Annotated in this window: 23 protein-coding genes and 1 pseudogene; 16 read left to right on the forward strand and 8 right to left on the reverse strand. The window is 72.2% G+C overall.

The window, feature by feature from the left end; all coding sequences use genetic code 11:
• Window positions 1–660 (reverse strand): LysE family translocator, encoded by a 660-nt coding sequence (locus ACH4RG_RS31945; RefSeq protein ID WP_397923457.1) that lies wholly within the window; start codon window positions 658–660, stop codon window positions 1–3.
• Window positions 661–733: 73 nt separating this feature from the next.
• Here ACH4RG_RS31945 and ACH4RG_RS31950 point away from each other — a divergent pair, with 73 nt between their 5' ends.
• Window positions 734–1,657 (forward strand): LysR family transcriptional regulator, encoded by a 924-nt coding sequence (locus tag ACH4RG_RS31950; RefSeq protein ID WP_397923455.1) that lies wholly within the window; start codon window positions 734–736, stop codon window positions 1,655–1,657.
• An 11-nt stretch (window positions 1,658–1,668) separates the two neighbouring features.
• On the opposite strand, the gene ACH4RG_RS31955 is transcribed toward ACH4RG_RS31950, so the two are convergent.
• Entirely contained in the window at window positions 1,669–2,100 is a 432-nt protein-coding gene (locus tag ACH4RG_RS31955) for an ATP-binding protein (RefSeq protein ID WP_397923453.1), read from the reverse strand.
• 235 nt (window positions 2,101–2,335) lie between these two features.
• Here ACH4RG_RS31955 and ACH4RG_RS31960 point away from each other — a divergent pair, with 235 nt between their 5' ends.
• The gene (locus ACH4RG_RS31960; RefSeq protein ID WP_397932530.1) at window positions 2,336–3,190 is read left to right on the forward strand and encodes a helix-turn-helix domain-containing protein; all 855 of its coding nucleotides are present in this window, start codon (window positions 2,336–2,338) and stop codon (window positions 3,188–3,190) included.
• 9 nt (window positions 3,191–3,199) lie between these two features.
• Window positions 3,200–3,451, forward strand: a complete 252-nt coding sequence (locus tag ACH4RG_RS31965; protein WP_397923449.1) for a DUF397 domain-containing protein — start codon at window positions 3,200–3,202, stop codon at window positions 3,449–3,451.
• Here the strand turns inward: ACH4RG_RS31965 and ACH4RG_RS31970 are convergent.
• A complete protein-coding gene (locus tag ACH4RG_RS31970) occupies window positions 3,444–4,604 on the reverse strand; it encodes an 8-amino-7-oxononanoate synthase (RefSeq protein WP_397923447.1) in 1,161 nt (386 codons plus the stop codon). The two genes, ACH4RG_RS31965 and ACH4RG_RS31970, sit on opposite strands and share 8 nt — an antisense overlap.
• A 202-nt stretch (window positions 4,605–4,806) precedes the next feature.
• Between ACH4RG_RS31970 and bioB the strand changes: the two genes are divergently transcribed.
• The 4 genes and pseudogenes from bioB to ACH4RG_RS31990 form a co-directional block, all read left to right on the forward strand.
• A complete protein-coding gene (gene bioB, locus ACH4RG_RS31975) occupies window positions 4,807–6,123 on the forward strand; it encodes a biotin synthase BioB (protein WP_397923445.1) in 1,317 nt (438 codons plus the stop codon).
• Entirely contained in the window at window positions 6,116–7,459 is a 1,344-nt protein-coding gene (locus tag ACH4RG_RS31980; RefSeq protein ID WP_398540622.1) for an adenosylmethionine--8-amino-7-oxononanoate transaminase, read from the forward strand. Before bioB ends, ACH4RG_RS31980 begins: the two co-directional genes overlap by 8 nt.
• 6 nt (window positions 7,460–7,465) lie before the next feature.
• Entirely contained in the window at window positions 7,466–8,161 is a 696-nt protein-coding gene (gene bioD, locus ACH4RG_RS31985; protein ID WP_397923441.1) for a dethiobiotin synthase, read from the forward strand.
• A 200-nt stretch (window positions 8,162–8,361) separates the two neighbouring features.
• Window positions 8,362–8,780: pseudogene (locus ACH4RG_RS31990) on the forward strand (class I SAM-dependent methyltransferase); the annotation flags it as partial.
• 56 nt (window positions 8,781–8,836) lie between these two features.
• Here the strand turns inward: ACH4RG_RS31990 and ACH4RG_RS31995 are convergent.
• Both ACH4RG_RS31995 and ACH4RG_RS32000 read right to left on the reverse strand, forming a co-directional pair.
• The gene (locus tag ACH4RG_RS31995; protein WP_018957883.1) at window positions 8,837–9,208 is read right to left on the reverse strand and encodes a hypothetical protein; all 372 of its coding nucleotides are present in this window, start codon (window positions 9,206–9,208) and stop codon (window positions 8,837–8,839) included.
• Complete coding sequence (locus tag ACH4RG_RS32000) at window positions 9,205–9,432, reverse strand: hypothetical protein (RefSeq protein ID WP_010062312.1); 228 nt, start codon at window positions 9,430–9,432, stop codon at window positions 9,205–9,207. Before ACH4RG_RS32000 ends, ACH4RG_RS31995 begins: the two co-directional genes overlap by 4 nt.
• A gap of 115 nt (window positions 9,433–9,547) precedes the next feature.
• Between ACH4RG_RS32000 and ACH4RG_RS32005 the strand changes: the two genes are divergently transcribed.
• The 6 genes from ACH4RG_RS32005 (at window position 9,548) to mug (ending at window position 15,643) form a co-directional block, all read left to right on the forward strand.
• On the forward strand, window positions 9,548–9,982 hold the full coding sequence (locus ACH4RG_RS32005) for a GNAT family N-acetyltransferase (protein ID WP_397923437.1): 435 nt from the start codon (window positions 9,548–9,550) through the stop codon (window positions 9,980–9,982).
• Between the two features lie 250 nt (window positions 9,983–10,232).
• Window positions 10,233–11,570 carry a hemolysin family protein gene (locus ACH4RG_RS32010; RefSeq protein ID WP_397923435.1) on the forward strand — a complete coding sequence of 446 codons (1,338 nt, stop codon included), beginning with the start codon at window positions 10,233–10,235 and terminating at the stop codon, window positions 11,568–11,570.
• Complete coding sequence (locus ACH4RG_RS32015; RefSeq protein ID WP_397932527.1) at window positions 11,567–12,586, forward strand: hemolysin family protein; 1,020 nt, start codon at window positions 11,567–11,569, stop codon at window positions 12,584–12,586. Before ACH4RG_RS32010 ends, ACH4RG_RS32015 begins: the two co-directional genes overlap by 4 nt.
• Window positions 12,587–12,629: 43 nt before the next feature.
• Window positions 12,630–13,499: an SGNH/GDSL hydrolase family protein gene (locus ACH4RG_RS32020; protein WP_397923431.1), complete on the forward strand. Its 870-nt coding sequence runs from the start codon at window positions 12,630–12,632 to the stop codon at window positions 13,497–13,499.
• A gap of 100 nt (window positions 13,500–13,599) precedes the next feature.
• The gene (gene purB / locus ACH4RG_RS32025) at window positions 13,600–15,042 is read left to right on the forward strand and encodes an adenylosuccinate lyase (RefSeq protein ID WP_397923395.1); all 1,443 of its coding nucleotides are present in this window, start codon (window positions 13,600–13,602) and stop codon (window positions 15,040–15,042) included.
• A 19-nt stretch (window positions 15,043–15,061) separates the two neighbouring features.
• A complete protein-coding gene (gene mug, locus ACH4RG_RS32030; RefSeq protein WP_397923393.1) occupies window positions 15,062–15,643 on the forward strand; it encodes a G/U mismatch-specific DNA glycosylase in 582 nt (193 codons plus the stop codon).
• A gap of 66 nt (window positions 15,644–15,709) precedes the next feature.
• Here mug and ACH4RG_RS32035 read toward each other — a convergent pair whose 3' ends face one another.
• A complete protein-coding gene (locus tag ACH4RG_RS32035) occupies window positions 15,710–16,447 on the reverse strand; it encodes an ABC transporter permease (protein ID WP_397923391.1) in 738 nt (245 codons plus the stop codon).
• A 2-nt stretch (window positions 16,448–16,449) separates the two neighbouring features.
• The gene (locus tag ACH4RG_RS32040) at window positions 16,450–17,382 is read right to left on the reverse strand and encodes an ABC transporter ATP-binding protein (protein WP_397932525.1); all 933 of its coding nucleotides are present in this window, start codon (window positions 17,380–17,382) and stop codon (window positions 16,450–16,452) included.
• A 108-nt stretch (window positions 17,383–17,490) separates the two neighbouring features.
• Between ACH4RG_RS32040 and ACH4RG_RS32045 the strand changes: the two genes are divergently transcribed.
• The 3 genes from ACH4RG_RS32045 (at window position 17,491) to ACH4RG_RS32055 (ending at window position 20,564) form a co-directional block, all read left to right on the forward strand.
• The gene (locus ACH4RG_RS32045; protein WP_397923388.1) at window positions 17,491–18,684 is read left to right on the forward strand and encodes a sensor histidine kinase; all 1,194 of its coding nucleotides are present in this window, start codon (window positions 17,491–17,493) and stop codon (window positions 18,682–18,684) included.
• Window positions 18,656–19,306: a response regulator gene (locus tag ACH4RG_RS32050; RefSeq protein ID WP_397923386.1), complete on the forward strand. Its 651-nt coding sequence runs from the start codon at window positions 18,656–18,658 to the stop codon at window positions 19,304–19,306. Before ACH4RG_RS32045 ends, ACH4RG_RS32050 begins: the two co-directional genes overlap by 29 nt.
• 100 nt (window positions 19,307–19,406) lie before the next feature.
• Window positions 19,407–20,564, forward strand: a complete 1,158-nt coding sequence (locus tag ACH4RG_RS32055) for an ROK family transcriptional regulator (RefSeq protein WP_397923384.1) — start codon at window positions 19,407–19,409, stop codon at window positions 20,562–20,564.
• 252 nt (window positions 20,565–20,816) lie between these two features.
• Here ACH4RG_RS32055 and ACH4RG_RS32060 read toward each other — a convergent pair whose 3' ends face one another.
• Window positions 20,817–21,587 carry a GntR family transcriptional regulator gene (locus ACH4RG_RS32060; RefSeq protein ID WP_397923382.1) on the reverse strand — a complete coding sequence of 257 codons (771 nt, stop codon included), beginning with the start codon at window positions 21,585–21,587 and terminating at the stop codon, window positions 20,817–20,819.
• Window positions 21,588–21,662: the final 75 nt, after the last annotated feature.

Genomic DNA, 21,662 nt, shown 5'->3' on the forward strand with positions numbered 1-21,662 from the left:
TCAGCGCAGCAGGGGGCCGGTGACCAGGGCGAGTCCCAGACCGGTGAGCGCCACACCGCTGCCGCCCTCGATGGCGCGGGCGGTACGCGGGCGGCGCAGCCACCGGCCCAGCCGGTCCACGAGCAGGACGACGGCCGGGAACCAGATCAGCGCCAGCACGACCACCAGGGCCGCGAGCAGCAGGGTCCTGGGCAGCGGCGGCTGACCGTGGGGCACGAACTGGGGCAGCAGGCTGAGGAAGAGGACCGGGGCCTTCGGGTTGAGCGCGTTGGTCAGGAACCCCTGGCGCAGCGCGCGTCCGAACTCCCCGGTCGCGGGCCGCCCCGGCTCGTCCTCCCGCGTGGCGGCGGGTGAGCCGGAGCTGTCCCGAGAGGGCCGGCGGCGGATCGCGTACAGCGCGCTGATCCCGAGGTAGAGCACGTACGCACCACCGAGCAACTGGACGGTACGGAAGAGCACCGGCATGGTCACCAGCACCGCGGCGAGTCCGGCGACCGCGAGCGCGGTGTGCACCAGCAGTCCTCCGGCGACGCCGAACGCGGTGGCCAGGCCCGCGGTGCGCGAGGCCAGGGCGTTGCGTACGACGACGGTGAAGTCGGCGCCGGGCAGCGCGACCATGCCGGCGGCGACCCCGGTGAAGGCGATCAGTTGTGCGTCCATGGGTCCACCTTGGACCGGCGGAGCCTTTAGCGTGTACTTGCAATCTTCTGGGTCTGCCTAAAGGAACGCTTTGATGTACGACCCGACACGGCTCGCGGCGCTCGTGGCGGTCGCGGAGGCCGGATCGATCACCCGGGCCGCCGCCCGCCTCGGCTACACCGCGCCCGCGCTCTCCCAGCAGCTGGCCAAACTGGAGCGGGAGGCCGGGGCGGCACTGCTGGTGCGCCACCACCGCGGGGCGCGGCTGACCGCGGCGGGCGAGCTGCTGGCGCAGCGGGCCCGGCGGGTCCTGGACGAGCTGGACCAGGCTCGGCACGAGCTGGCTCAGCTGGCCGGGCTCTCGGGCGGCAGGCTGCGGGTGGGGACGTTCACGACGGCCGGGATCCATCTGCTGCCGCCGGTCCTGAGCGCGTTCCGGCGGGCCCATCCGGAGGTCGAGCTGGCCGTCGCCGAATACGAACCGCCGGGCGGCATCGCCGCGGTGGTCGCCGGCGAGGTGGACCTCGCCCTGACCCACGCCTACGAACCGGCGGCGACCGATCCCCCGTCGGCGGGCGTTCTCGTCGAACCGCTGCTGGTCGAGGAGCTGGTGCTGGTCGCCTCGGTGGGCCACCGGCTCTCCGAGGGCACCGGGCGGCTGCCGGTCGGCGAGCTGGCGGGACGGCCGCTGATCAGCAGCGCGCCCACCCATCCGCCCCGGCGGGGGGTCGAGAACGCGCTCGCCGAGGCCGGGGCGACACCGGCCGTGGTCTGTGAGTCGCCCGGGTACGCGCTGGTGTGCGCGCTGGTCAGCGCGGGACTCGGGGTGGCGGTGGTGCCGGAGATGGTCGCCTCGATGTCCTCGGCCCCGCTGTCGGTCCGGCGGCTGGAGCCCGCCTCGTTCCGCCGGACCATCTCGGTCGTGCACCGGGGCGACCGGTCGACCGCGGCGGCAGCGACGCTGCTCGCGCTGCTGCGCAGCGGTTTCGGCCGCGGGAGCACGGCCCGAGCACGGTGAGCCTCACCGGGTCAGCCCTGGATCGGGACGACCCAGGGGAGAGCGATCCAGACCGTCTTGCCGCCCTCGGCGGTCGGGGTCACCTGGAGCCGTCCGCCGCACTCCTTGGCCAGTGCCCGGATGATGACCATGCCCCGGCCGTTGTCCTGCCGTACGGCGGCGGGCAGCCGCTGGGGCCATCGGGGGTGACTGTCCGTGACGCCGAGATACAGCTCTTCGTCGCGTTCGAGGCGCAGGTCCACAGTGAAGGTGGGCGACTGGCCGAACGTGTGCTGAACGGCGTTGGTGGCCAGCTCCGAGACGATCAGCCGGATGGTGTCGGCGAACTCCGTGTCGTCGGGCAGCCCCCATTGGGCCAGGGTCCTGGCGACATGTCTGCGGGCCGATGAGACCGAGACCGGATCGGTCGGCAGCGTGACGGTTGCTTCCTGATGGTCTGCCATGGCGACGCCGTCCCTTTCCCGCCCTGGCCGACCGGCGGCCGACCAGGATTGTGCTTCGCGCCAGATTGCCATTGATGCAGCTCCCTGTAACGACGTTCGGCCAAGATATGCATATATCTGTCGCTCGAAGCGGTGAATTCGGGGCCCGTAGGGCGTGGACGGGCGGCACACTGACCTCTCTGCGGGCCGGCCCGGGTGACGGACCGGCCCTTTCCGACAGCAGAAGGAGACCGGCATGCCGCACGGCCCCGTCGTCCGACGCCGCAAGCTCGGTGAGGAGCTGCGGAGTCTGCGCCACGCCTCCGGGCTGACCAGCCGGGACGCGGCGCGGCTGCTCGGCTGGCACCAGTCGAAGGTGAGCCGCATCGAGACGGGCGCGAGCGGGGTGGCGCCCGCCGACGTGTCACGGCTGCTGGACGTCTACGCGGTGCGCGACACAGGGCTGCGCTCCCTGCTCGAAGTCCTCGCGGGGTCGGCGGGCGGCGGCGGTTCGGGCTGGTGGCATGCCTACCGGGGGCTGATTCCGCCGCAGTACCGGGACTTCATCAGCCTGGAGTCGCAGGCCAGTGCGGTCCGGACGCTGGAGACCTCGGTGGTGCCGGGGCTGCTCCAGACCGCCGGATACGCGCGTGCCGTGACCCGCGCCTCGCTGGACGGCTTACCGGACGGCCGGCTCGACTCGCTGGTCGAGGTCCGGCTGACCCGCCAGCGGGCGCTGCGCGCGAGTCCGCCGCTACGTTTCACCGCCGTGCTGGACGAGGCGGTGCTCCGCCGCGAGGTGGGCGGGCCTGAGGTGATGAGGGATCAGCTGCACCATCTGATCGAGGTTGCCCAACTGCCGCATGTGCTACTGCAGTTACTGCCCTTCTCGGTCGGCGGATACGTCGGGCTCAGCGGACCTTTCGTCATTTTCTCCTTTCCGAACATTTCCGATCTGGATGTGGTCGTTCTTGACCACTTGACGAGTAGTCTCTACCTGGAGCGGAAAGAAGACCTCGACGCGTACAGCTCGGCCTTCCGTTCCTTGCAGGCACACGCGCTGTCACCAGAACGCTCGCTGGACCTCATCACCGAGATCGGACGCAGCTAAGGGGCCGCCATGTCAGACCGTCTCGCACTTTCCGCCGCACCGCGGTCGCCCACCGCGCCGCCCGCCGCGCGGTGGCGACGCAGCAGCCGCTCGACCGGGATGAACAACTGTGTGGAGACCGCCCTGTTGGGCGGCGCACTCCTCGCCGTACGCGACTCCAAGGACGTGCGCCGGCCGCCGCTGCGCTTCTCCGCGGCGGCGTGGAGCACCTTCGTGGACGGACTCGGCCCGCACGGAGCGATTCCACGGCGCTTCAACTGACCGGAGCGTCCGTCTGCCGGGGAGCGGTGGCGAGGACCGTGGCCACCGCGGTCGTGATCTGCTCCTCGGTCAGGTCGGCGCGCGCGGTGAGCCGCAGCCGTGAGACACCGTCCGGTACCGACGGCGGGCGGAAGCAGCCCACCGCCACCCCGGCCGCGCGGCAGTCGGCCGCCCACCGCACGGCCGCGTCCGCCGAGGGCGCCCGGACGGAGACGACGGCCGCGTCGGGCCGGACGGCTGTCAGCCCCGCGGCGGTGAGCCTTCCGTACAGCGCGGTGGCCACCTCCCGGGCGCGGGCCGCCCGTTCGGGCTCCCGGCGCAGCACCCCGAGGGCGCCGAGCGCGCCGCCGGCCGCCGCCGGGGCGAGTCCCGTGTCGAAGATGAACGTCCGGGCCGTGTTGACGAGGTGCTCGATGACCCGGGCGGGCCCCAGGACCGCTCCGCCCTGGCTGCCCAGCGACTTCGACAGGGTGAGCGTGGCCACGATCCCGTCGCCGCCCGCCAGCCCCGCCCCGGCGAGGGCGCCGCGACCACCCTCGCCCAGCACTCCGAGGCCGTGGGCGTCGTCGACGAGCAGGGCGGCGTTCACGGCGCGGCAGACCTCGGCCAGGGCGGGGAGCGGGGCGGCGTCGCCGTCGACGGAGAAGACCGAGTCGGTGACGGCGAGGGCCCGCCCGTCGTGCTCCCGCAGGGACTTCTCGAACGCGTCCGGATCGGCATGGGGCACGACGGCGGTCCCGGCGCGGGAGAGCCGGCAGCCGTCCACGATCGAGGCGTGGTTGCCCGCGTCGGAGACGATGAGGGAGCCGCGTCCGGTCAGCGCGGTCAGCGCGGCGAGATTGGCCGCGTACCCGGACGAGAGCACGAGGGCCGCCTCGAAACCGCAGAACGCGGCGAGGTCCCGTTCGAGTTCGGCGTGCAGGGCGGTGGAGCCGGTGACCAGGCGTGACCCGGTCGCTCCGGCACCCCACCGCTGTGCGGCGGCGGCCGCGGCGGCGGTGACCTCCGGGTGGCGGGTGAGGCCCAGATAGTCGTTGCTCGCGAGGTCCAGCGGTTCCGGCTCGGCGCCGCGCGGACGCAGGGTACGGACGAGTCCGGCGGTGGCCCTGCTGCGGGCCTCGGCGTCGATCCAGTCGAACGGGGCGAAGGACATGGGGCGGTCCCTTGGGTAGGCGGGCCCTCGGCGGGCGGCTCCGCGCGGACGGTCCGGTGCGAACGGTCCCTTTGTAGGCAGCCAACAGACCCTAGCCGGGTGCGCAGCAGGTCAGGGTGTGGCAATACACACACCCTCGCCCGGGTCTCCTGTCTGGTTCCTCCTTGGCTGGAGGCGGTGCCGTACGTCAGGATCATCTCTCATGGACCTGCTGAACACGCTGGTGGACAAGGGACTGCGGCGCGAACCGCCGACCCGCGAAGAAGCGCTCGCCGTACTGGCGACCTCCGACGACGAGCTGCTCGACGTAGTGGCTGCCGCCGGGAAGGTGCGCCGTCAGTGGTTCGGGCGGCGCGTCAAGCTCAACTACCTGGTCAACCTCAAATCGGGGCTCTGCCCCGAGGACTGCTCCTACTGCTCGCAGCGGCTCGGTTCGAAGGCCGGGATCCTCAAGTACACCTGGCTGAAGCCGGACGAGGCGTCCAAGGCCGCCGCCGCCGGGGTGGCGGGCGGCGCCAAGCGGGTCTGCCTGGTCGCGAGCGGGCGCGGCCCGACGGACCGGGACGTCGACCGGGTCTCGAAGACCATCGAGGCGATCAAGGAGGAGAACGAGGGCATCGAGGTCTGCGCCTGCCTGGGCCTCCTCTCCGACGGACAGGCCGACCGGCTGCGTTCGGCGGGCGCCGACGCGTACAACCACAACCTCAACACGTCCGAGGAGACGTACGGGGCGATCACCACCACCCACACGTACGCGGACCGGGTCGAGACCGTGCAACAGGCCCAGGCCGCGGGGCTCTCGGCGTGTTCCGGGCTGATCGCCGGGATGGGCGAGAGCGACAAGGACCTGGTCGACGTGGTGTTCGCGCTGCGGGGCCTGGACCCGGACTCGGTGCCGGTGAACTTCCTGATCCCGTTCGAGGGAACGCCCCTCGCCAAGGAGTGGAACCTCACTCCGCAGCGCTGCCTGCGCATTCTGGCGATGGTCCGCTTCGTCTGCCCCGACGTCGAGGTGCGGCTCGCGGGGGGCCGTGAGGTGCACCTGCGCTCGATGCAGCCGCTGGCGCTCCACCTCGTCAACTCCATCTTCCTGGGCGACTACCTGACGAGCGAGGGCCAGGCCGGCCAGACCGACCTGGAGATGATCGCGGACGCCGGTTTCGAGGTGGAGGGCGCGGGCACGACGACGCTGCCGCGCCACCGGGCCGACGCCCTGGCCGGCGGCTGCGGTACGCAGGACGCCGCGGCGGGGGCCGACCGCGGATCGCACGGTTCCGGCGGGGCCGCGGACAACGGTTCGCCGGAGGCCTCCGGAGCCGTCGGCTGCGGTTCCCACGGTGGCGGCGGGGGCTGCGGGCCCTGCGGTGGACACGGGGAGCGGGAGCCGGTGGCTGCCGCCGACTCCGACGCCGGGGAGAGCGCCCCGGTGGCGCGTACGGACGCCAACGGCGCGGCGCGCACGGATCTGGTGACGGTGCGCCGGCGCGGTGCGGGAACGGATCTCGCGCCCAATGCCTGAACCGTACGCCCCCGCACTCCCCCTGTCCGCCGCGCCGAAGCCGTACGCCCCCGACGAACTGCGGGCGCTGGACCGGGCGCACGTCTGGCATCCGTACGGTCCGATGCCGGGCCGCCAGGAGCCGCTGATCGTGGAGTCGGCCTCCGGCGTGCGGCTCCGGCTCGCCGAACCCGTCGGTGGCCGGCGCGAGTTGGTGGACGGCATGTCCTCCTGGTGGTCGGCGGTGCACGGCTACAACCACCCGGTCCTCAACGAGGCGGCACGCGGCCAGCTGGACCGGATGAGCCATGTGATGTTCGGCGGGCTCACCCATGAGCCCGCCGTCCGGCTGGCGACCCGGCTGGTGGAGATCACCCCCGGGCCGCTCCAGCACGTCTTCCTCGCCGACTCGGGATCCGTCTCCGTGGAGGTCGCGGTCAAGATGTGCCTCCAGTACTGGCGTTCGGCCGGGCGTCCGGCCAAGCAGCGGCTGCTGACCTGGCGCGGGGGCTACCACGGGGACACCTGGCAGCCGATGTCGGTGTGCGATCCGGAGGGCGGGATGCACGAGCTGTGGTCGGGGTCCCTGCCCCGCCAGGTCTTCGCCGACGCCCCGCCGGACGGTTTCGAAGCGGAGCCGGACCCCGCCTACGTGACGCATCTGCGGGACACGATCGCCGAGCACGCCGACGAGCTCGCGGCGGTCATCGTGGAGCCGGTGGTGCAGGGGGCCGGCGGGATGCGGTTCCACTCCCCCGCCTATCTGCGGGTCCTGCGCGAGGCCTGCGACGAGCACGACGTCCTGCTGGTTTTCGACGAGATCGCGACCGGTTTCGGGCGTACGGGCAAGCTGTTCGCCGCCGGGCACGCCGGCATCTCGCCGGATGTCATGTGCGTCGGCAAGGCCCTGACCGGCGGTTATCTCACGATGGCGGCGACGCTGTGCACCACGCGGGTGGCCGAGGGCATCTCCAGCGGCGAGGTGCCGGTGCTGGCGCACGGACCGACGTTCATGGGCAATCCGCTGGCCGCCTCGGTGGCCTCGGCCTCCGTGGACCTGCTGCTCGGGCAGGACTGGGAGGGCGAGGTGGCGCGGATCGGCGCGGGCCTGCGCTCCGGGCTCGCTCCCGCGGCGGACCTCGCCGGGGTGGTGGACGTACGCGTCCTGGGGGCGATCGGGGTCGTCCAGCTCGACCACGAGGTGGACATGGCGGCCGCGACCCGTGCGGCCGTGCGCGAGGGCGTCTGGCTGCGGCCGTTCCGCGATCTCGTCTACACGATGCCGCCGTACGTCACCGGGGACGAGGACGTGGCGCGGATCTGCCGGGCCGTGTGCGCGGCGGCACGGGAGGGCTGAGCCGATATGTCGACGATTCTGGTGGTGTCCGGCACGGGCACGGAGATCGGCAAGACCGTGGTGACCGCCGCGGTGGCGGCCGCCGCGCGGGGCCGCCGGGTCGCGGTGCTCAAGCCCGCGCAGACCGGGCTCGGCCCCGGGGAGTCCGGCGACGCGGCCGAGGTCGCGCGCCTGGCGGGGAGCCATGTGACGGCGGTCGAACTGGCGCGCTTTCCGGAGCCGTTGGCTCCGGCCACGGCCGCCCGGCGGGCGGGGCTCGTGCCCGTGCGGCCGTTCGAGGTCGCCGAGGCCGCGGAGAAGCTGGCCACCGAGCACGACCTCGTCCTGGTGGAGGGTGCGGGCGGGCTGCTCGTACGGTTCGACGACGAGGGCGGCACCCTCGCGGACGCGGCCCGTCTGCTGTCCGCGCCGGTGCTGCTGGTGGCCCCCGCGGGCCTGGGCACGCTGAACGCCACCGCGCTGACGGCCGAGGCGCTGCGGAACCGGGGGCTGAGCTGCCGGGGCGTCGTGATCGGCAGCATGCCGGCGGAGCCGGACCTCGCGTCCCGCTGCAACATCGAGGACCTGCCGGTGGCGGCCGGCGCACCACTGCTCGGCGCGGTACCGGCCGGCGCGGGTTCCCTGTCGGGCGCCGCCTTCGCGGCACGCGCGCCGGGCTGGCTGGCTCCGGAGCTCGGAGGGAACTGGGCGGCGACGCGCTGACGGGCGCGCCGGGGGCGTCCAGCCGGCCTTCGGAAACTTCTGTCCTGGCGGTGCTCAAGGATCCCCGTCGAGGCGGTCCTCAAGGATCCCCGTCGGGGCGGTGCTCGATGATTCCCGTCGGGGCGATCCGGGGGAGAATCGTGGAGGGACGTCACAACCGCTCCTCAAGCGTCACAGCCACTCCTCGGCGGAGGTCCGTCATGCGGCCGCGCAGCAGGAAGCTTCACCGGGACGCCGTGCACCACCCGGTCTTCGCCCGCTTCTACGCACGACTGAGCGTGACCGCCGACCTGAAGGGCGGCATCACCGCGTACCGCGAGGAGCTGCTGTCGGGCCTCTCCGGCCGGGTCATCGAGATCGGCGCGGGGAACGGGCTGAACTTCGCCCACTATCCCGGCGCCGTCTCGGAGGTCGTGGCGCTGGAGCCGGAACGCTCGCTGCGGCAGCTCGCCGTCCGCTCCGCCCTGCGCGCGGAGGTGCCGGTGGACGTGGCGCCGGGGGCGGCCGAAGCGCTGCCCGTCAAGAGTGAGGCCTTCGACGGGCGGTGGCGTCCCTGGTCCTGTGCACCGTGCGGGATCTGCCCCGGGCGCTCGCCGAGATCAGGCGGGTCCTGCGGCCGCCGAACCGGATCGTGGAGCGCTTCGCCCGGTCCGTGGTGGCGTGCTCCACCCGGCCTCACACGCTCCACTGCCGCAGCTCGTCGGCGATGGCGCGTACGTCCGCCTTGCCCTGTTTCACCAGCAGCGCCAGATCGCGGACCTGCTCGGGCGAGGTGATGACCTTGAGCCCGGAGGCGACGAGGTAGCCGTAGGCGACGGCCGAGGCGAACATCGCGTTTGAGTGTTCGAGTGCGGGCACGTGCAGGAGCAGTTGCAACAGGGCGGCCGCGCGCGCGTGCGGGTCGCTGTAGACGGCGCTGCCGAAGATTTCCGCGTCATGCCGTGCGACGGCGGCGACGAGCGCACCCCAGTCGACGACCTGCGGGTCTCCGGGCGTCTTGTGCTCGGCGACCATCAACAACCAGGAGAGGTCGATCCGAAGGTTCAACGGGTACCTTCGCGCTCCGGGCCGAACTCCTCGGCGAACACCGACTCGTACTGCTTCATGAAGTCGGCCGCGGCCTCGACGAAGGTGTGTCCCACCTCGCCCGCGTCCTGCTGGACGAGTTCCTCTATGTAGCGGTTCACGCTCATCCCCCTCTGCAGCGCGCGCTGCCGCGCGGCCTCGGCGGTGGCCTCGTCCACTCGAACGTTCAGCTGAGTCTTGGGCACCCGACCACGCTAGCGCGACCGTGCTAGCACCGGCAAGGGGAGCGCTGTGGCGCAGTGCGGGGTGCCGCGCCCGGACTGTGGAACGCGATCGACGCCCGTCGCCGCGGATGGTGGGATGGCCGCCATGAACGATCTTTCGATACGGTCCGCGACCCCGGCCGATCTGGACGCGGTCCTCGCCTTCTGGAAGGTGGCCGCCGAGGGCACCAGCATCAGCGACGACGGGGAGGGGGTCGCACGCCTGGTGGAACGCGACCCCGCCGCCTTGATCCTCGCGGAGCGGGACAGAACGCTGGTGGGCACGGTCATCGTCGGCTTCGACGGCTGGCGCTGCCATCTCTACCGGCTCGCGGTCCACCCGGACCAGCGGCGCCGGGGCGTGGGCGGCGCCCTCCTGGCAGCGGCCGAGGAACGGTGCGTCGCGCTGGGCGGGCGGCGCGCCGACGCCATGGTCCTCGACCACAACACATCGGCCCACCACGCCTGGCGCGCGGCGGGCTACGAGCCCCAGCCGCAGTGGAGCCGCTGGGTGAAGCACCTCACCGGCTGAGCGGTACGGCGGGCGCAGAACCCGGGTACCGCGCAGCGCCGGCACGGCGCCGCGGAGCTTCCGGCACGGTACCGCGGGCAGTGAGGCGGTGCGCCGGGCGCCGCTGGGCAGACGCCTACGATGACATCCCTCCGTCACCCCCTGCCGAAAGGTGTGAGCGTCCGCCCATGGGCGAGCCTCCCAGTAGCCGATACTGCCGACACCGCGCGGTCACCCCACCCCTGCCCGATCATGGGACGGAGGTGAACCGATGATCGAAGTGCTTCTTCTGCTCGTCGCCCTGCTGCTCTGTGTCGCCTGCGGCGCGTTCGTCGCGGCGGAGTTCTCCCTGACCACGGTGGAGCGCGGCGAGCTCGAACGGGCTGTCGAGCGGGGGGACCGAGGCGCCGCCAGCGCGCTCAAGGCGGTCCGGAGCCTCACCTTCCAGCTCTCGGGGGCCCAGCTCGGCATCACCGTCACCAATCTGGTGATCGGCATGCTCTCCGAACCGTCCATCGCCAAGCTGATCCGCGGCCCCGTCGAGGCGGCGGGGCTGCCTCCCGCCGCCGCGTCCACCCTGGCGCTCGTCCTCGGCACGGCGCTGTCCACGGTGGTCCTGATGGTGGTCGGCGAACTGGTCCCGAAGAACTGGGCGATCTCCTCCCCACTCACCGTGGCCAAGGCGGTGGCCACCCCGCAACGCGTGTTCACCGCGCTGTTCCGCCCCTTCATCAGCCACCTCAACAACACGGCCAACCGGATCGTGCGCCGCTTCGGTCTGGAACCGACCGAGGAGCTGGCCTCCGCCCGCAGTCCGCAGGAGCTGGTGGCGCTGGCCCGGCACTCCGCGAAGGCGGGCGCGCTGGAGGCGGACACGGCCGAACTGTTCGTCCGCACGCTGAACCTCTCGGAACTGACCGCGGAGAACGTGATGACGCCGCGGGTGCAGGTGACCGCGCTGGAGCTGCGCGCGACGGCCGAGGACGTCGCCAACGCCACCCGGGCGACCGGTCTGTCCCGTTTCCCCGTCTACCGGGGCAGCCTGGACACCGTGGTCGGCGTGGCCCACATCAAGGACGTGCTGGCGATCCCCGCCGACCGGAGGCCCCACACCCGGATCTCGGAGCTGCTGCGCGAGCCCCTGCTCGTACCGGAGACGCTCACCGTGGACCGGCTGCTGGACCGGTTGTCCGGAAGGCTCGCGATGGCCGTGGTGATCGACGAGTACGGCGGGACGGCCGGGGTCGCGACGCTGGAGGACATCGTGGAGGAAGTCGTCGGCGAGGTCCGGGACGAGCACGATCCGCACGAGACGCCGGACCTCGCCGCCGCGGGCGAGGACGCCGACGGACGGACTTTGTGGTCGGCCGACGGGGCGGCGCGCACCGACCAGCTCCGCAGGATCGGTCTGCGGGTACCGGACGGGCCCTACGAGACCCTCGCGGGGCTGATCGCCGCCGAGATCGGACGGATCCCGACGGCGGACGACAGCGTCGAGCTGGAAGGATGGCGGATCGACGTGGTCGACGCCTCGGGCCGCCGTGCCGCGCGGGTCCTGCTGCACGCCCCCCTGCCGGGGTCCGAGGACCGGACGGAGGCCCAGCGATGATCGTTCTCCAGCTCTTCATCGGCCTGCTGACCCTGGTGGCCAACGCCTTCTTCGTGGGCGCCGAGTTCGCGCTGATCTCCGTGCGCCGCAGCCAGATCGAACCGGAGGCCGAGGCCGGGAACCGGCGGGCTCGCAGTGTCATCTGGGGCCTGGAGCACGTCTCCGCGCTGCTCGCCGCCGCCCAGCTCGGCATCACGCTCTGCACCCTGGTGCTGGGCATCGTCGCCGAACCGGCCATCGCGCATCTGCTCGAGCCGGCCTTCGACGCGGTGGGGGTGCCGCACGGGCTGGTCCACCCGCTCTCGTTCGTCATCGCGCTGGGCGTGGCCACCTATCTGCACATGCTCCTGGGCGAGATGGTGCCGAAGAACATCGCGCTGGCCGAACCGGCGCGGAGCGCCCTGCTGCTGGGCCCTCCGCTGGTGGCGATGGCTCGTGCCCTGCGGCCGGTGATCTTCGCGATCAACGCGTTCGCCAACACCCTGCTCAAGCTGTTGCGGGTGGAGACGAAGGACGAGGTCTCCGCCACGTTCTCGGACGACGAACTAGCCCGGATGGTCCAGGACGCCGGGGACGCCGGGCTGGTCGACGACCGCTCCGCGCAACGCCTCCACCATGCTCTGGAGCTGGGCCGCCGGCCGGTACGGGACGTGGTCATGCCCGTGGACCGGGTGCTGTACGCCAGGGTCGGCACCACTCCGGAGGAGCTGGAGCGGCTCTCGTCCGAGTCGGGGTTCTCCCGCTTCCCGGTGATGGACAGCGAGCAGCGCATCCTCGGGTACCTCCATGTGAAGGACGCCCTGGACGCGACGCCCCGGGACGTCCCCTTCCCGGTGACGGCGATGCGGCCGATCGCCCGCGTCCGGGCGGCGACTCCGCTGGACGACGTGCTCACCGCCCTGCGGCGCAGCCGGACCCATCTGGCGGCCGTTCTCGACGAGGACGACCGACTGGCCGGCATGGTCACGATGGAGGACGTGCTCCGCGAACTCGTCGGGCGGCCGGGACCCCCCTGATCTGCTGGCCTCCCGGCCTACCGACCGGTACGCTCATCTGGCCATGGAATTGAATGCCTCCTACACCAGTCTCGTCGCGGTCGGCGACTCGTTCACCGAGGGCATGTCGGACCTGCTCCCCGACGGCACCTACCGGGGCTGGGCCGACGTCCTCGCCGCCCGGCTCGCGGTCCGGTCCCCCGGTTTCCGGTACGCCAATCTCGCCGTACGCGGGAAGCTCATCGGCCAGATCGTCGACGAGCAGGTGGAGGCGGCGGCCTCGCTCCGGGCCGATGTGGTCACCCTCGTCGGCGGGCTCAACGACGCACTGCGCCCGAAGTGCGACATGGGGATGGTCAGGGGGCGGCTCGAAGAGGCCGTGGAGCGTCTCGCACCCGCCTGCAAGCAGCTGGTGCTGATGCGCAGCCCCGGGCGGAGCGGGCCGGTGTTCGATCGTTTCCGCCCGCGGATGGAGGCGCTGTTCGCCCTGATCGACGATCTGGCCGGGCAGCACGGCGCCGCGGTGGTGGATCTCTACTCCGCGCCCTCGATCGCCGATCCCCGGATGTGGGACGTCGACCGGCTGCATCTCACCACCGAAGGCCACCGGCGCGTCGCCGAGGCCGTCTGGCAGACCCTGGGGCTGCCGGCCGAACTGGACTGGCGTGCGCGGATGCCCGCGACCGCGCCGCCGGGCTGGGCTGCCCGGCGAACGCAGGACATCCGCTTCGCCCGTCAGCACTTGGCCCCCTGGGTCGGGCGGCGGCTCACCGGCCGCTCCTCCGGCGACGGGCGCTCGGGCGCCCAGTTCGACGCCACGACGGGCCGGGCCTTCTGGATCACGCCGACGGACGCGGAGAACCCTGGCCCGGTGACGGGGTGGCGTCGCGCCGTCTCCCCCGGCACCACGGTGGGCACGGCGGAGACCGGCTGAACCGGTCGCCGGGCCTGCCTTCATCCCGCCCCCCTTCGTAGCAAGCCACAAACCGGGGCGCGTCGCTGGCCTGCACAAACCGCCAGTAGAATCCCTTTACGTGACTGCTGTGTCTGCGAAGCCTCGCATCCCCAATGTCCTGGCCGGCCGCTACGCCTCCGCGGAGCTCGCCGTCCTCTGGTCCCCCGAGCAGAAGGTGAAGCTGGAGCGTCAGCTGTGGCTGGCGGTGCTGCGCGCTCAGAAGGACCTCGGGATCGAGGTGCCCGAGACCGCGTCGGCCGACTACGAGCGTGTGCTGGACCAGGTGGACCTGGCCTCGATCGCCGAGCGCGAGAAGATCACCCGGCATGACGTCAAGGCCCGGATCGAGGAGTTCAACGCCCTCGCCGGTCATGAGCAGGTCCACAAGGGCATGACTTCACGGGACCTCACGGAGAACGTCGAGCAGCTCCAGATCCGCCTTTCGCTGGAGCTGATGCGCGACCGCACCGTGGCCGTCCTGGCCCGGCTCGGCAGGCTCGCGGCGGAGTACCGCGAGCTCGTCGTCGCCGGACGCTCGCACAACGTCGCCGCGCAGGCGACGACACTGGGCAAGCGCTTCGCGACCGCGGCCGACGAGATGCTGGTCGCCCACGGCCGCCTGGAGGACCTCCTCTCCCGCTACCCGCTGCGCGGGATCAAGGGCCCGGTCGGCACGGCGCAGGACATGCTGGACCTGCTCGGCGGCGACGCGGGCAAGCTCGCCGACCTGGAACAGCGCATCGCCGGGCACCTCGGCTTCGCCGAGGCGTTCACCTCGGTCGGTCAGGTCTACCCCCGATCGCTCGACTACGACGTGGTCACCGCCCTGGTGCAGCTCGCCGCGGCGCCCTCCTCGGTGGCGAAGACCATCCGCCTGATGGCCGGCCACGAGCTGGTCACCGAGGGCTTCAAGCCCGGCCAGGTCGGCTCGTCCGCGATGCCGCACAAGATGAACACGCGCTCCTGCGAGCGGGTGAACGGTCTGATGGTGATCCTGCGCGGCTACGCCTCGATGACCGGCGAGCTGGCGGGCGACCAGTGGAACGAGGGCGACGTGTCCTGTTCCGTGGTCCGCCGGGTGGCGCTCCCGGACGCGTTCTTCGCGTTCGACGGCCTCCTGGAGACCTTCCTGACGGTGCTGGACGAGTTCGGCGCGTTCCCCGCGGTCGTGGCGCGCGAGCTGGACCGCTACCTTCCGTTCCTGGCCACTACCAAGGTCCTGATGGGCGCCGTACGGGCCGGAGTGGGCCGCGAGGTGGCGCACGAGGCGATCAAGGAGCACGCGGTCGCCTCCGCCCTCGCGATGCGGGAGCAGGGCGCCGAGCGCAACGAGCTGCTCGACAAGCTCGCCTCGGACGAGCGGATCCCGCTGGACCGCGCGCAGCTGGACGAGTTGATGGCCGACAAGCTCTCGTTCACGGGCGCCGCCGGCGACCAGGTGTCGGTGTTGGTCGCCCGGATCGAGGAGATCACCGAGCGGTACCCCGAGGCCGCGAAGTACGCCCCCGGCTCGATCCTCTGACCGGCACCGCCCTCACCGCGTGACCCCCGAAGAGTTGAGCGCCGCCCGTGATCGCATCGTCCCCGATGTGGCCGCGGGCGGTCTGCGCGTGCTTTTCTGCGGCATCAACCCGAGCCTGACGACCGCGGTGACGGGCCACCACTTCGCTCACCCCGGGAACCGGTTCTGGCCGGTCCTGCACCGCGCGGGTTTCACCCCCCGACAGCTGCGTCCGTCGGAGCAGGCCGAGCTGCTCGGTCTCGGACTGGGCATCACCAACGTGGTGGCCCGGGCCACGGCCCGGGCCGACGAACTCGGCGCGGACGAGTTCCGGGAGGGCGGGGCCGCTCTGACGGCGAAGGTCGAACTGCTCGCGCCCCAGTGGCTCGCGGTGGTCGGCATCACCGCCTACCGCACGGCCTTCGGGGAGCCCCGGGCCCGGATCGGCCCCCAGGACCGCACGGTCGGCGGGGCCCGCGTGTGGGCTCTGCCCAACCCCAGCGGCCTCAACGCCCACTGGACGGTCCAGAGCATGGCCGAGGAGTACGCCCGCCTCCGGGACGCCGCCCTCACCCGGCCTTCGCCCGACCAGGCGGCCCCCGGCCCCGCCCCGACCGACTGACCCGCTCCGGCCCGCACCTCTCCCCCGATCCTCACGCCCGCGCATCTCTCCTCGCTCCCCCGGCCCTCACGCGTCCCGGTTGCGGACCGCCCACCAGCCCGCCAGGAGTGCGGCCGCCGCCCATAGGGCGGCCACCGCCAGGCCGGCCCACGGCCCCGGACCGTCTTCCGGATTCTGGTGCAGCACCGCCTGCCCCGCGCGGTCGGGCAGATAGGCCACCACCGCGGTGGCAACGTCCACCAACACGAAGGGGACGATGAGGAAGAGCGGTATGAGCAGGCCGAGCACCGCCACCGCACTCCGCAGGAGCGCCGCGAGACCCGCCGCGAGCAGCGCCATCAGCGCCAGGTAGATCCCCCCGCCGAAGGCGGCACGCAGCGCACCCGGGTGCCCCAGGCCGATCGCGTGCTCCCCCAGGAAGAGCTGACCGACCAGGAACGACGTGAAGCTGGTCACCAGCCCGACGACGAGCACCGATCCGCCGATCGCCGCCATCTTCGCCGCGTAGAAGAGGGAGCGTCGGGGAACCGCGGCAAGCGATACGCGCAGGGCTCCGTCGAGGAACTCGGAGGAGACCGCGGTCGCGCCGAACGCGATGGCCGCGATCTGCCCGAAGGTCAGAGCGAAGAAGGCGTTGAGGAGCGCATCGGATCCAGGCTGCTCCGCTTGCTCCTGGCCGGTGGTTCCCAGGATGAGCACGGTGATGGTGAAGGTGGTGGCGAGGACGGCCATCAGCGAGCCGTAGATCGACCGTGTCGACCTGATCTTGATCCACTCGGAGTGGAGTACTGCCGTCAGGGTCATGCTCACGCCTCCTGGCGGTCGCGGGTGGCCGAAGCGGCGAAGGGGGTGTCGTCCGCCGTGAGATCGAGGTAGGCCTGCTCCAATGTGGCGCGCTCATCCCCCAGTTCGAGCAGGGGAATGCCTTCGCCGGCGACGATCGCCCCGATCTCCTCCGCCGTGACGCCGTCGATGACCCAGCGGCCGTCCTCGGCCTGCACTCCGGTCAGGCCCTTGGAGGCCAGCGCCGAGTGGAGCCTGCCCGGTTCGGTCGTTCGCAGGCGTACGCGGAGGCGGCTGCGGGAGTCGAGAAACTGCTTCATCGGCATATCGGCGAGCAGCCGGCCCCGGCCGAGCACCACCAGGTGGTCGGCGAACGAGGCGGTCTCGTTCATGAGGTGGCTGGAGACCAGCACCGTCCGGCCCTCACGGGCGAGCCGCTTCATGAGTTCGCGGATCCAGATGATGCCTTCGGGATCCAGGCCGTTCGACGGCTCGTCGAGCACGACCACCTGCGGGTCGCCGAGCAGGGCCGCCGCGATGCCGAGACGCTGCCGCATGCCGAGGGAGAAGGACTTGATCCGCCGTGCGGCCACGTCGCCTAGCCCGGTCTCCTCCAGCACGGCCTTCACCCGCGACATGGGTATCCCGTTGCTCGCGGCGAGTACGGCCAGATGGCTGCGCGGTGTGCGTGAGCCATGGGCGGCCTGGGCGTCGAGCAGTGCGCCGACGGTGCGCAGCGGTTCGACGAGCCGGGCGTACGGCCTCCCGCCGATCGTGGCCGAGCCGCCGGTCGGCCGGTCCAGGCCAAGGACGAGACGCATGGTCGTGGACTTGCCGGCGCCGTTGGGGCCGAGGAATCCGGTGACCCTGCCCGGTTGCACGCGAAAGCTGAGGCGGTCCACCGCACGGGTGGTTCCGTACTCCTTGGTGAGCTCGTGGACGTCGATGCTGTTCATGTCCACCAGCCTGGCCCGTACGCCGGGCGGGCCGCCTCCCCCGTCAGCGGGGATCGTCTCCCTCGCATGGGGGAGTCGGTGCGCCCGGCCCACTGGGACGATGAGGACATGCGCCGCATCCTCACCCCGCTGACCAGCGCGGTCACTTACAGCCGCTGGTTGCACATGTTCATTCCGGCTGCCGCGGCCAGTCTGTGGTTCTTCATCTCCGACCAGCTCTGGATGCCCCTGCTCTTCGCGGTGCCCGTGGGTCTCATACCCGCGATGCGGCTCGAGGAGGGTCTGCAGGCTCAGTTGCTGCTGACTCCGTCCGAGCGCGGCCAGCCGGACGCCTCCATCTCGGTTGCCTCCTCGACGAGTTGGGCGGAGCGGTGGCGGACCGTGCTCTGGCTGGAGGTGCGGCTCCTGATCTCGGCCGCGGCGATCATGGCCCTCTGGCTGCCCGTGGCGTCGATCGAGCTCGTCCTGTCGGCGACGGGCAGATCTCCGGGCGGGCTGGTGGAGGGCATGAGTCCGCACTGGTGGAACGCGCTGCTCGCACCGCTGCCGATCATTCCGCTGCTCGTTCTGGTGGTGCTCGGCGGCCGGCTCAGTACAGCGGCCGCCCGGTGGCTGCTCGGCCCGTCGCCGACGGACCGGCTGAGCGTGTTGGAGGAACTGACCGAGCAGTTGTTGGAGCGTAATCGGATGGCGCGGGAGCTGCACGATTCCATCGGCCATGCTCTGACGGTGGCGGTGGTGCAGGCCGGTGCGGCGCGGGCGGCGAATGATCCGGCGTTCACCGAGCGGGCGCTGGCCGCCATCGAGGAGACGGGGCGTGAAGCCCTGGAGGACCTGGAGCGGGTGCTGCGGGTGCTGCGCGAGTCCGGCACACCCGTGAGCCGGCGGCCGACGCTGGGAGAGGTGAAGCGGCTCCTGGACTCCGCGACGAGTTCCGGGGCGCAGGTGGATGCGCGGGTGTCCGGGAATCTGGGACTGGTCCCGGCGCCGGTTTCGCGGGAGGGGTATCGGATTCTTCAGGAGAGCCTCACCAATGTGCTCCGTCACGCGGGGCCGGTACCCATCCGGGTGAGCATCACGGTGGCCGACGGGCGGCTGGAGTTGGAGGTGATCAATCCGCTCTCCGGAGCGGCCGGTCTGCCGGGGAGCGGCAGTGGGCTGCGCGGTATGCGGGAGCGGGCCGCGATGCTGGGCGGGAAGGCGACGATGGAGTCGCGGGAGGGCGATTGGCGGGTGCGCGTGAGCCTCCCGCTGGACGGCATACGCTGGACGGATGCCCTTCACCGTTCTTCTGGTCGATGACGAGCCGCTGGTACGCGCCGGACTGCGTGCCGTCCTGGAGGCCCAGCCCGATATCGAGGTGGTGGGCGAGGCTGCGGACGGCGCGGCGGTGCTCCCCCTGGTGAACCGGTTGCGGCCCGATGTGGTGGCGATGGATGTGCGGATGCCGCTGATGGACGGCATCGAGGCGACCAGGCTGGTGCTGCGTACGGTGCCGGATCCCCCGAAGATCCTGGTGGTGACGACGTTCGAGAACGACGAGTACGTGTACGAGGCGTTGAGGGCGGGGGCGGACGGCTTTCTGCTCAAGCGGGCCCGGCCGGTGGAGATCGTGCATGCCGTGCGTCTGGTGGCCGAGGGGGAGTCCCTGCTGTTCCCGGCGGCGGTCCGGCAGCTCGCCGCGGAGTACGGGACGGACAGAGCACGGGCCGCTCTCGACCGGGCGGCGCTCACCGAGCGGGAGGCGGCGGTGCTCCGGTTGATGGCCCGAGGCCTGTCGAACGCGGAGATCGCGGCCACCCTCGTCGTGGGGACGGAGACGGTGAAAACCCATGTCAGCTCGGTCCTGGCGAAGTTGGGGGCCAGGGATCGTACGCAGGCGGTCATCGCCGCGTACGAGTCCGGGTTCGTCGCTCCGGGGTGACCGAGGTTGCGGCTCGATACCGGCTTCCCTCGCTGGTCGCAGGGCTCCCGGCCAGCGAGTACGATCCGGCAGACATGCGCACGAGCTGGGAGGACATACCGTGGGCCGGCTGACCGGTGGGGACCCCTCGCTGTTGCGACGGATCAATTCCGCGGTAGTACTGCACGCGCTGAGAGGGGCCGGCGCGCCGACGCTGACGGACCTGACACGGATCACCGGGCTGTCCCGGCCAACGGTCGAAGGGGTCGTCGAGGGGCTGTTCGAAGCAGGGCTCGTGGTCGAGGCGCTGCCCGACGAGGGCGAGGCGCGGCGCCAGGGGCGCCCTGCCCGGAGGTTCCGTTTCCGGGCCGAGGCGGGGCATCTCCTCGGGGTGGAGATCGGTCCGCACCGGGTGTCGGCGCTCATCTCGGGGCTGGACGGCCGCATCGTCGGGGCGGGCTCCCGCGTGGTGTCGGAGACCGCCGGCGCGGACGACCGGCTCGACCAGGTACGGGCCGTGATCGCGGACGTGCTGCGACGCACCGGGGTGGCCCGGAGCAGTCTGCGTGCGGTCGGCGTGGGCAGTCCCGGGATCGTGGAGGCCGACGGCACCGTGCGGCTGGGTACGGCGTTGCCGGACTGGACCGGCCTCGCGCTCGGGGAGCGGCTTCGCCGTTCGTTCCGCTGCCCCGTGCTCGTCGAGAACGACGCCAACGCCGCGGCGGTCGCCGAGCACTGGAAGGGCGCGGCCACCGAGTCGGATGACGTGGTCTTCGTGCTGGCGGGGCTGAGCCCGGGCGCGGGGTCCTTGATCGGCGGGCGTCTGCACCGGGGGTTCGGCGGGGCCGCCGGGGAGATCGGCGCCCTGCACCTGCTGGGCAGGGATGTGACGCCGGAGCATCTGCTGTCGACGACGGACACACCACTGGAACCGCTGGACGAGCTTGCTGTGACAGCGGTGTTCGCCAAGGCGCGGGAGGGCGACGCAGGGGCCCGGGCGGCGGTCGAGCGCTTCCTGCAGCGGCTGGTGCACGATGTGGCGGCGCTGGTGCTGGCGCTCGACCCGGAGCTGGTCGTGGTGGGCGGCTGGGCCGCCGGGCTGGACGGGGTGCTGGAGCCCCTGCGCAGAGAGCTGGCCCGCTACTGCCTGCGCCCACCGCGGGTGACCCTGTCGCTGCTCGGGGAGGCCGCCGTCGCGACGGGGGCGTTGCGGCTCGCCCTCGACCACGTCGAAGAGCAGCTGTTCGCCGTCGAGGGGGCCGTGACGGCCCGCCGTTGACCGCGGGGAGACCCGGCACACGGACCGCGTGCGCGTCGGTGGGTCGGGGTGCGGACGCTGTCCGGGAGGCGGGGAATCCGGGCGCTGCCCCGGGAGCCACGGGAGCCGCGGGCATCACGGGCTTCCCCGGGCCGGGTTGATCACCGGCGCTGTTCCCTGAGCCGGATCGGGCGGGAACACACGCGCCCGCCGGTTCCCGGAGACTGGCGTCCTGGAGAAGCGGCGGGCGTGGGGCCGAGCGGGTCGGCGGCGTCAGGAGGCCTGGCGCTCCGGCTGGTCGTCGTGGCTGATCTCCAGCGCGCCCGAGTCCCCGAAGGTGAGCCGGCAGGTGTCCGCGCGGTAGGTGGCGACGGACACGGCCGCCGTACCGTCGGCGGTGAAGTAGCGGGTGGTGACGACGAGGACGGGGGCGCCGGGGAGCCGGTCCAGCTCCTTGGCGTCGGCCGCGCGCGCCGAGCCGAGCTCCACGGAGCGGTCCTGGCCCCGCAGGCCGAGCCGGTGCAGCTCGCGCAGCACGCTCCGGGCGCGGACGGCGCCGGACGGGGCTTCGATGGCGGAGAGGTCGGGCACCGAGGAGGCGGGGATGTAGAGGAGTTCCGCCGCTACCGCCTGTCCCTGGGTGTCGCGGATACGGCGCACCACGTGCACCGGTTCGGCGGGGTCGGTGCCGAGCATGGAGGCCACCGCCGGGGGGGCCTTGTCCATGACGGTGTCGACCGGCTGCCAGGCCTCGCCGCTGACGCCGCCCGTCCATTCGTGCTGGGCGGTGGAGACGGCGATGCCCACGCGCGGCGGGGCGACGGTCGTCCCGACACCACGGCGACGCTGCAGTCTGCCTTCGAGTTCGAGCTGCTCCAGGGCCTGCCGGAGCGTGGCTCGCGCGACACCGAACCGCGCCGCGAGGTCCCGCTCGTTGGGCAGGATCTCCCCCACCGCAAAGTCCGAGTCGAGTGCCTCACTGAGCACGGTCTTGAGGTGCCAGTACTTCGGCTCCTGTACCGCTTCCAGCTGCGTGGTCCCCACCCTGATCCTCCGCAATCGCCCGGCGTCTTTTCCGCGACGTTATTTATTAAAGGTTCTTGCCTTAAGTAGAGACCC

Origin of the sequence: Streptomyces sp. NPDC021019 (genome assembly GCF_044333295.1) — a bacterium.
In the GTDB taxonomy this organism is placed as follows: domain Bacteria; phylum Actinomycetota; class Actinomycetes; order Streptomycetales; family Streptomycetaceae; genus Streptomyces.

What these genes read in the sequence shown, in the direction of transcription:
- ACH4RG_RS31945 (WP_397923457.1), bottom strand. Translation starts at nt 660, where the DNA reads ATGGACGCACAACTGATCGCCTTCACCGGGGTCGCCGCCGGCATGGTC.
- ACH4RG_RS31950 (WP_397923455.1), top strand. Translation starts at nt 734, where the DNA reads ATGTACGACCCGACACGGCTCGCGGCGCTCGTGGCGGTCGCGGAGGCC.
- ACH4RG_RS31955 (WP_397923453.1), bottom strand. Translation starts at nt 2,100, where the DNA reads ATGGCAGACCATCAGGAAGCAACCGTCACGCTGCCGACCGATCCGGTC.
- ACH4RG_RS31960 (WP_397932530.1), top strand. Translation starts at nt 2,336, where the DNA reads ATGCCGCACGGCCCCGTCGTCCGACGCCGCAAGCTCGGTGAGGAGCTG.
- ACH4RG_RS31965 (WP_397923449.1), top strand. Translation starts at nt 3,200, where the DNA reads ATGTCAGACCGTCTCGCACTTTCCGCCGCACCGCGGTCGCCCACCGCG.
- ACH4RG_RS31970 (WP_397923447.1), bottom strand. Translation starts at nt 4,604, where the DNA reads ATGTCCTTCGCCCCGTTCGACTGGATCGACGCCGAGGCCCGCAGCAGG.
- bioB (WP_397923445.1), top strand. Translation starts at nt 4,807, where the DNA reads ATGGACCTGCTGAACACGCTGGTGGACAAGGGACTGCGGCGCGAACCG.
- ACH4RG_RS31980 (WP_398540622.1), top strand. Translation starts at nt 6,116, where the DNA reads ATGCCTGAACCGTACGCCCCCGCACTCCCCCTGTCCGCCGCGCCGAAG.
- bioD (WP_397923441.1), top strand. Translation starts at nt 7,466, where the DNA reads ATGTCGACGATTCTGGTGGTGTCCGGCACGGGCACGGAGATCGGCAAG.
- ACH4RG_RS32005 (WP_397923437.1), top strand. Translation starts at nt 9,548, where the DNA reads ATGGCCGCCATGAACGATCTTTCGATACGGTCCGCGACCCCGGCCGAT.
- ACH4RG_RS32010 (WP_397923435.1), top strand. Translation starts at nt 10,233, where the DNA reads ATGATCGAAGTGCTTCTTCTGCTCGTCGCCCTGCTGCTCTGTGTCGCC.
- ACH4RG_RS32015 (WP_397932527.1), top strand. Translation starts at nt 11,567, where the DNA reads ATGATCGTTCTCCAGCTCTTCATCGGCCTGCTGACCCTGGTGGCCAAC.
- ACH4RG_RS32020 (WP_397923431.1), top strand. Translation starts at nt 12,630, where the DNA reads ATGGAATTGAATGCCTCCTACACCAGTCTCGTCGCGGTCGGCGACTCG.
- ACH4RG_RS32035 (WP_397923391.1), bottom strand. Translation starts at nt 16,447, where the DNA reads ATGACCCTGACGGCAGTACTCCACTCCGAGTGGATCAAGATCAGGTCG.
- ACH4RG_RS32040 (WP_397932525.1), bottom strand. Translation starts at nt 17,382, where the DNA reads ATGAACAGCATCGACGTCCACGAGCTCACCAAGGAGTACGGAACCACC.
- ACH4RG_RS32045 (WP_397923388.1), top strand. Translation starts at nt 17,491, where the DNA reads ATGCGCCGCATCCTCACCCCGCTGACCAGCGCGGTCACTTACAGCCGC.
- ACH4RG_RS32050 (WP_397923386.1), top strand. Translation starts at nt 18,656, where the DNA reads ATGCCCTTCACCGTTCTTCTGGTCGATGACGAGCCGCTGGTACGCGCC.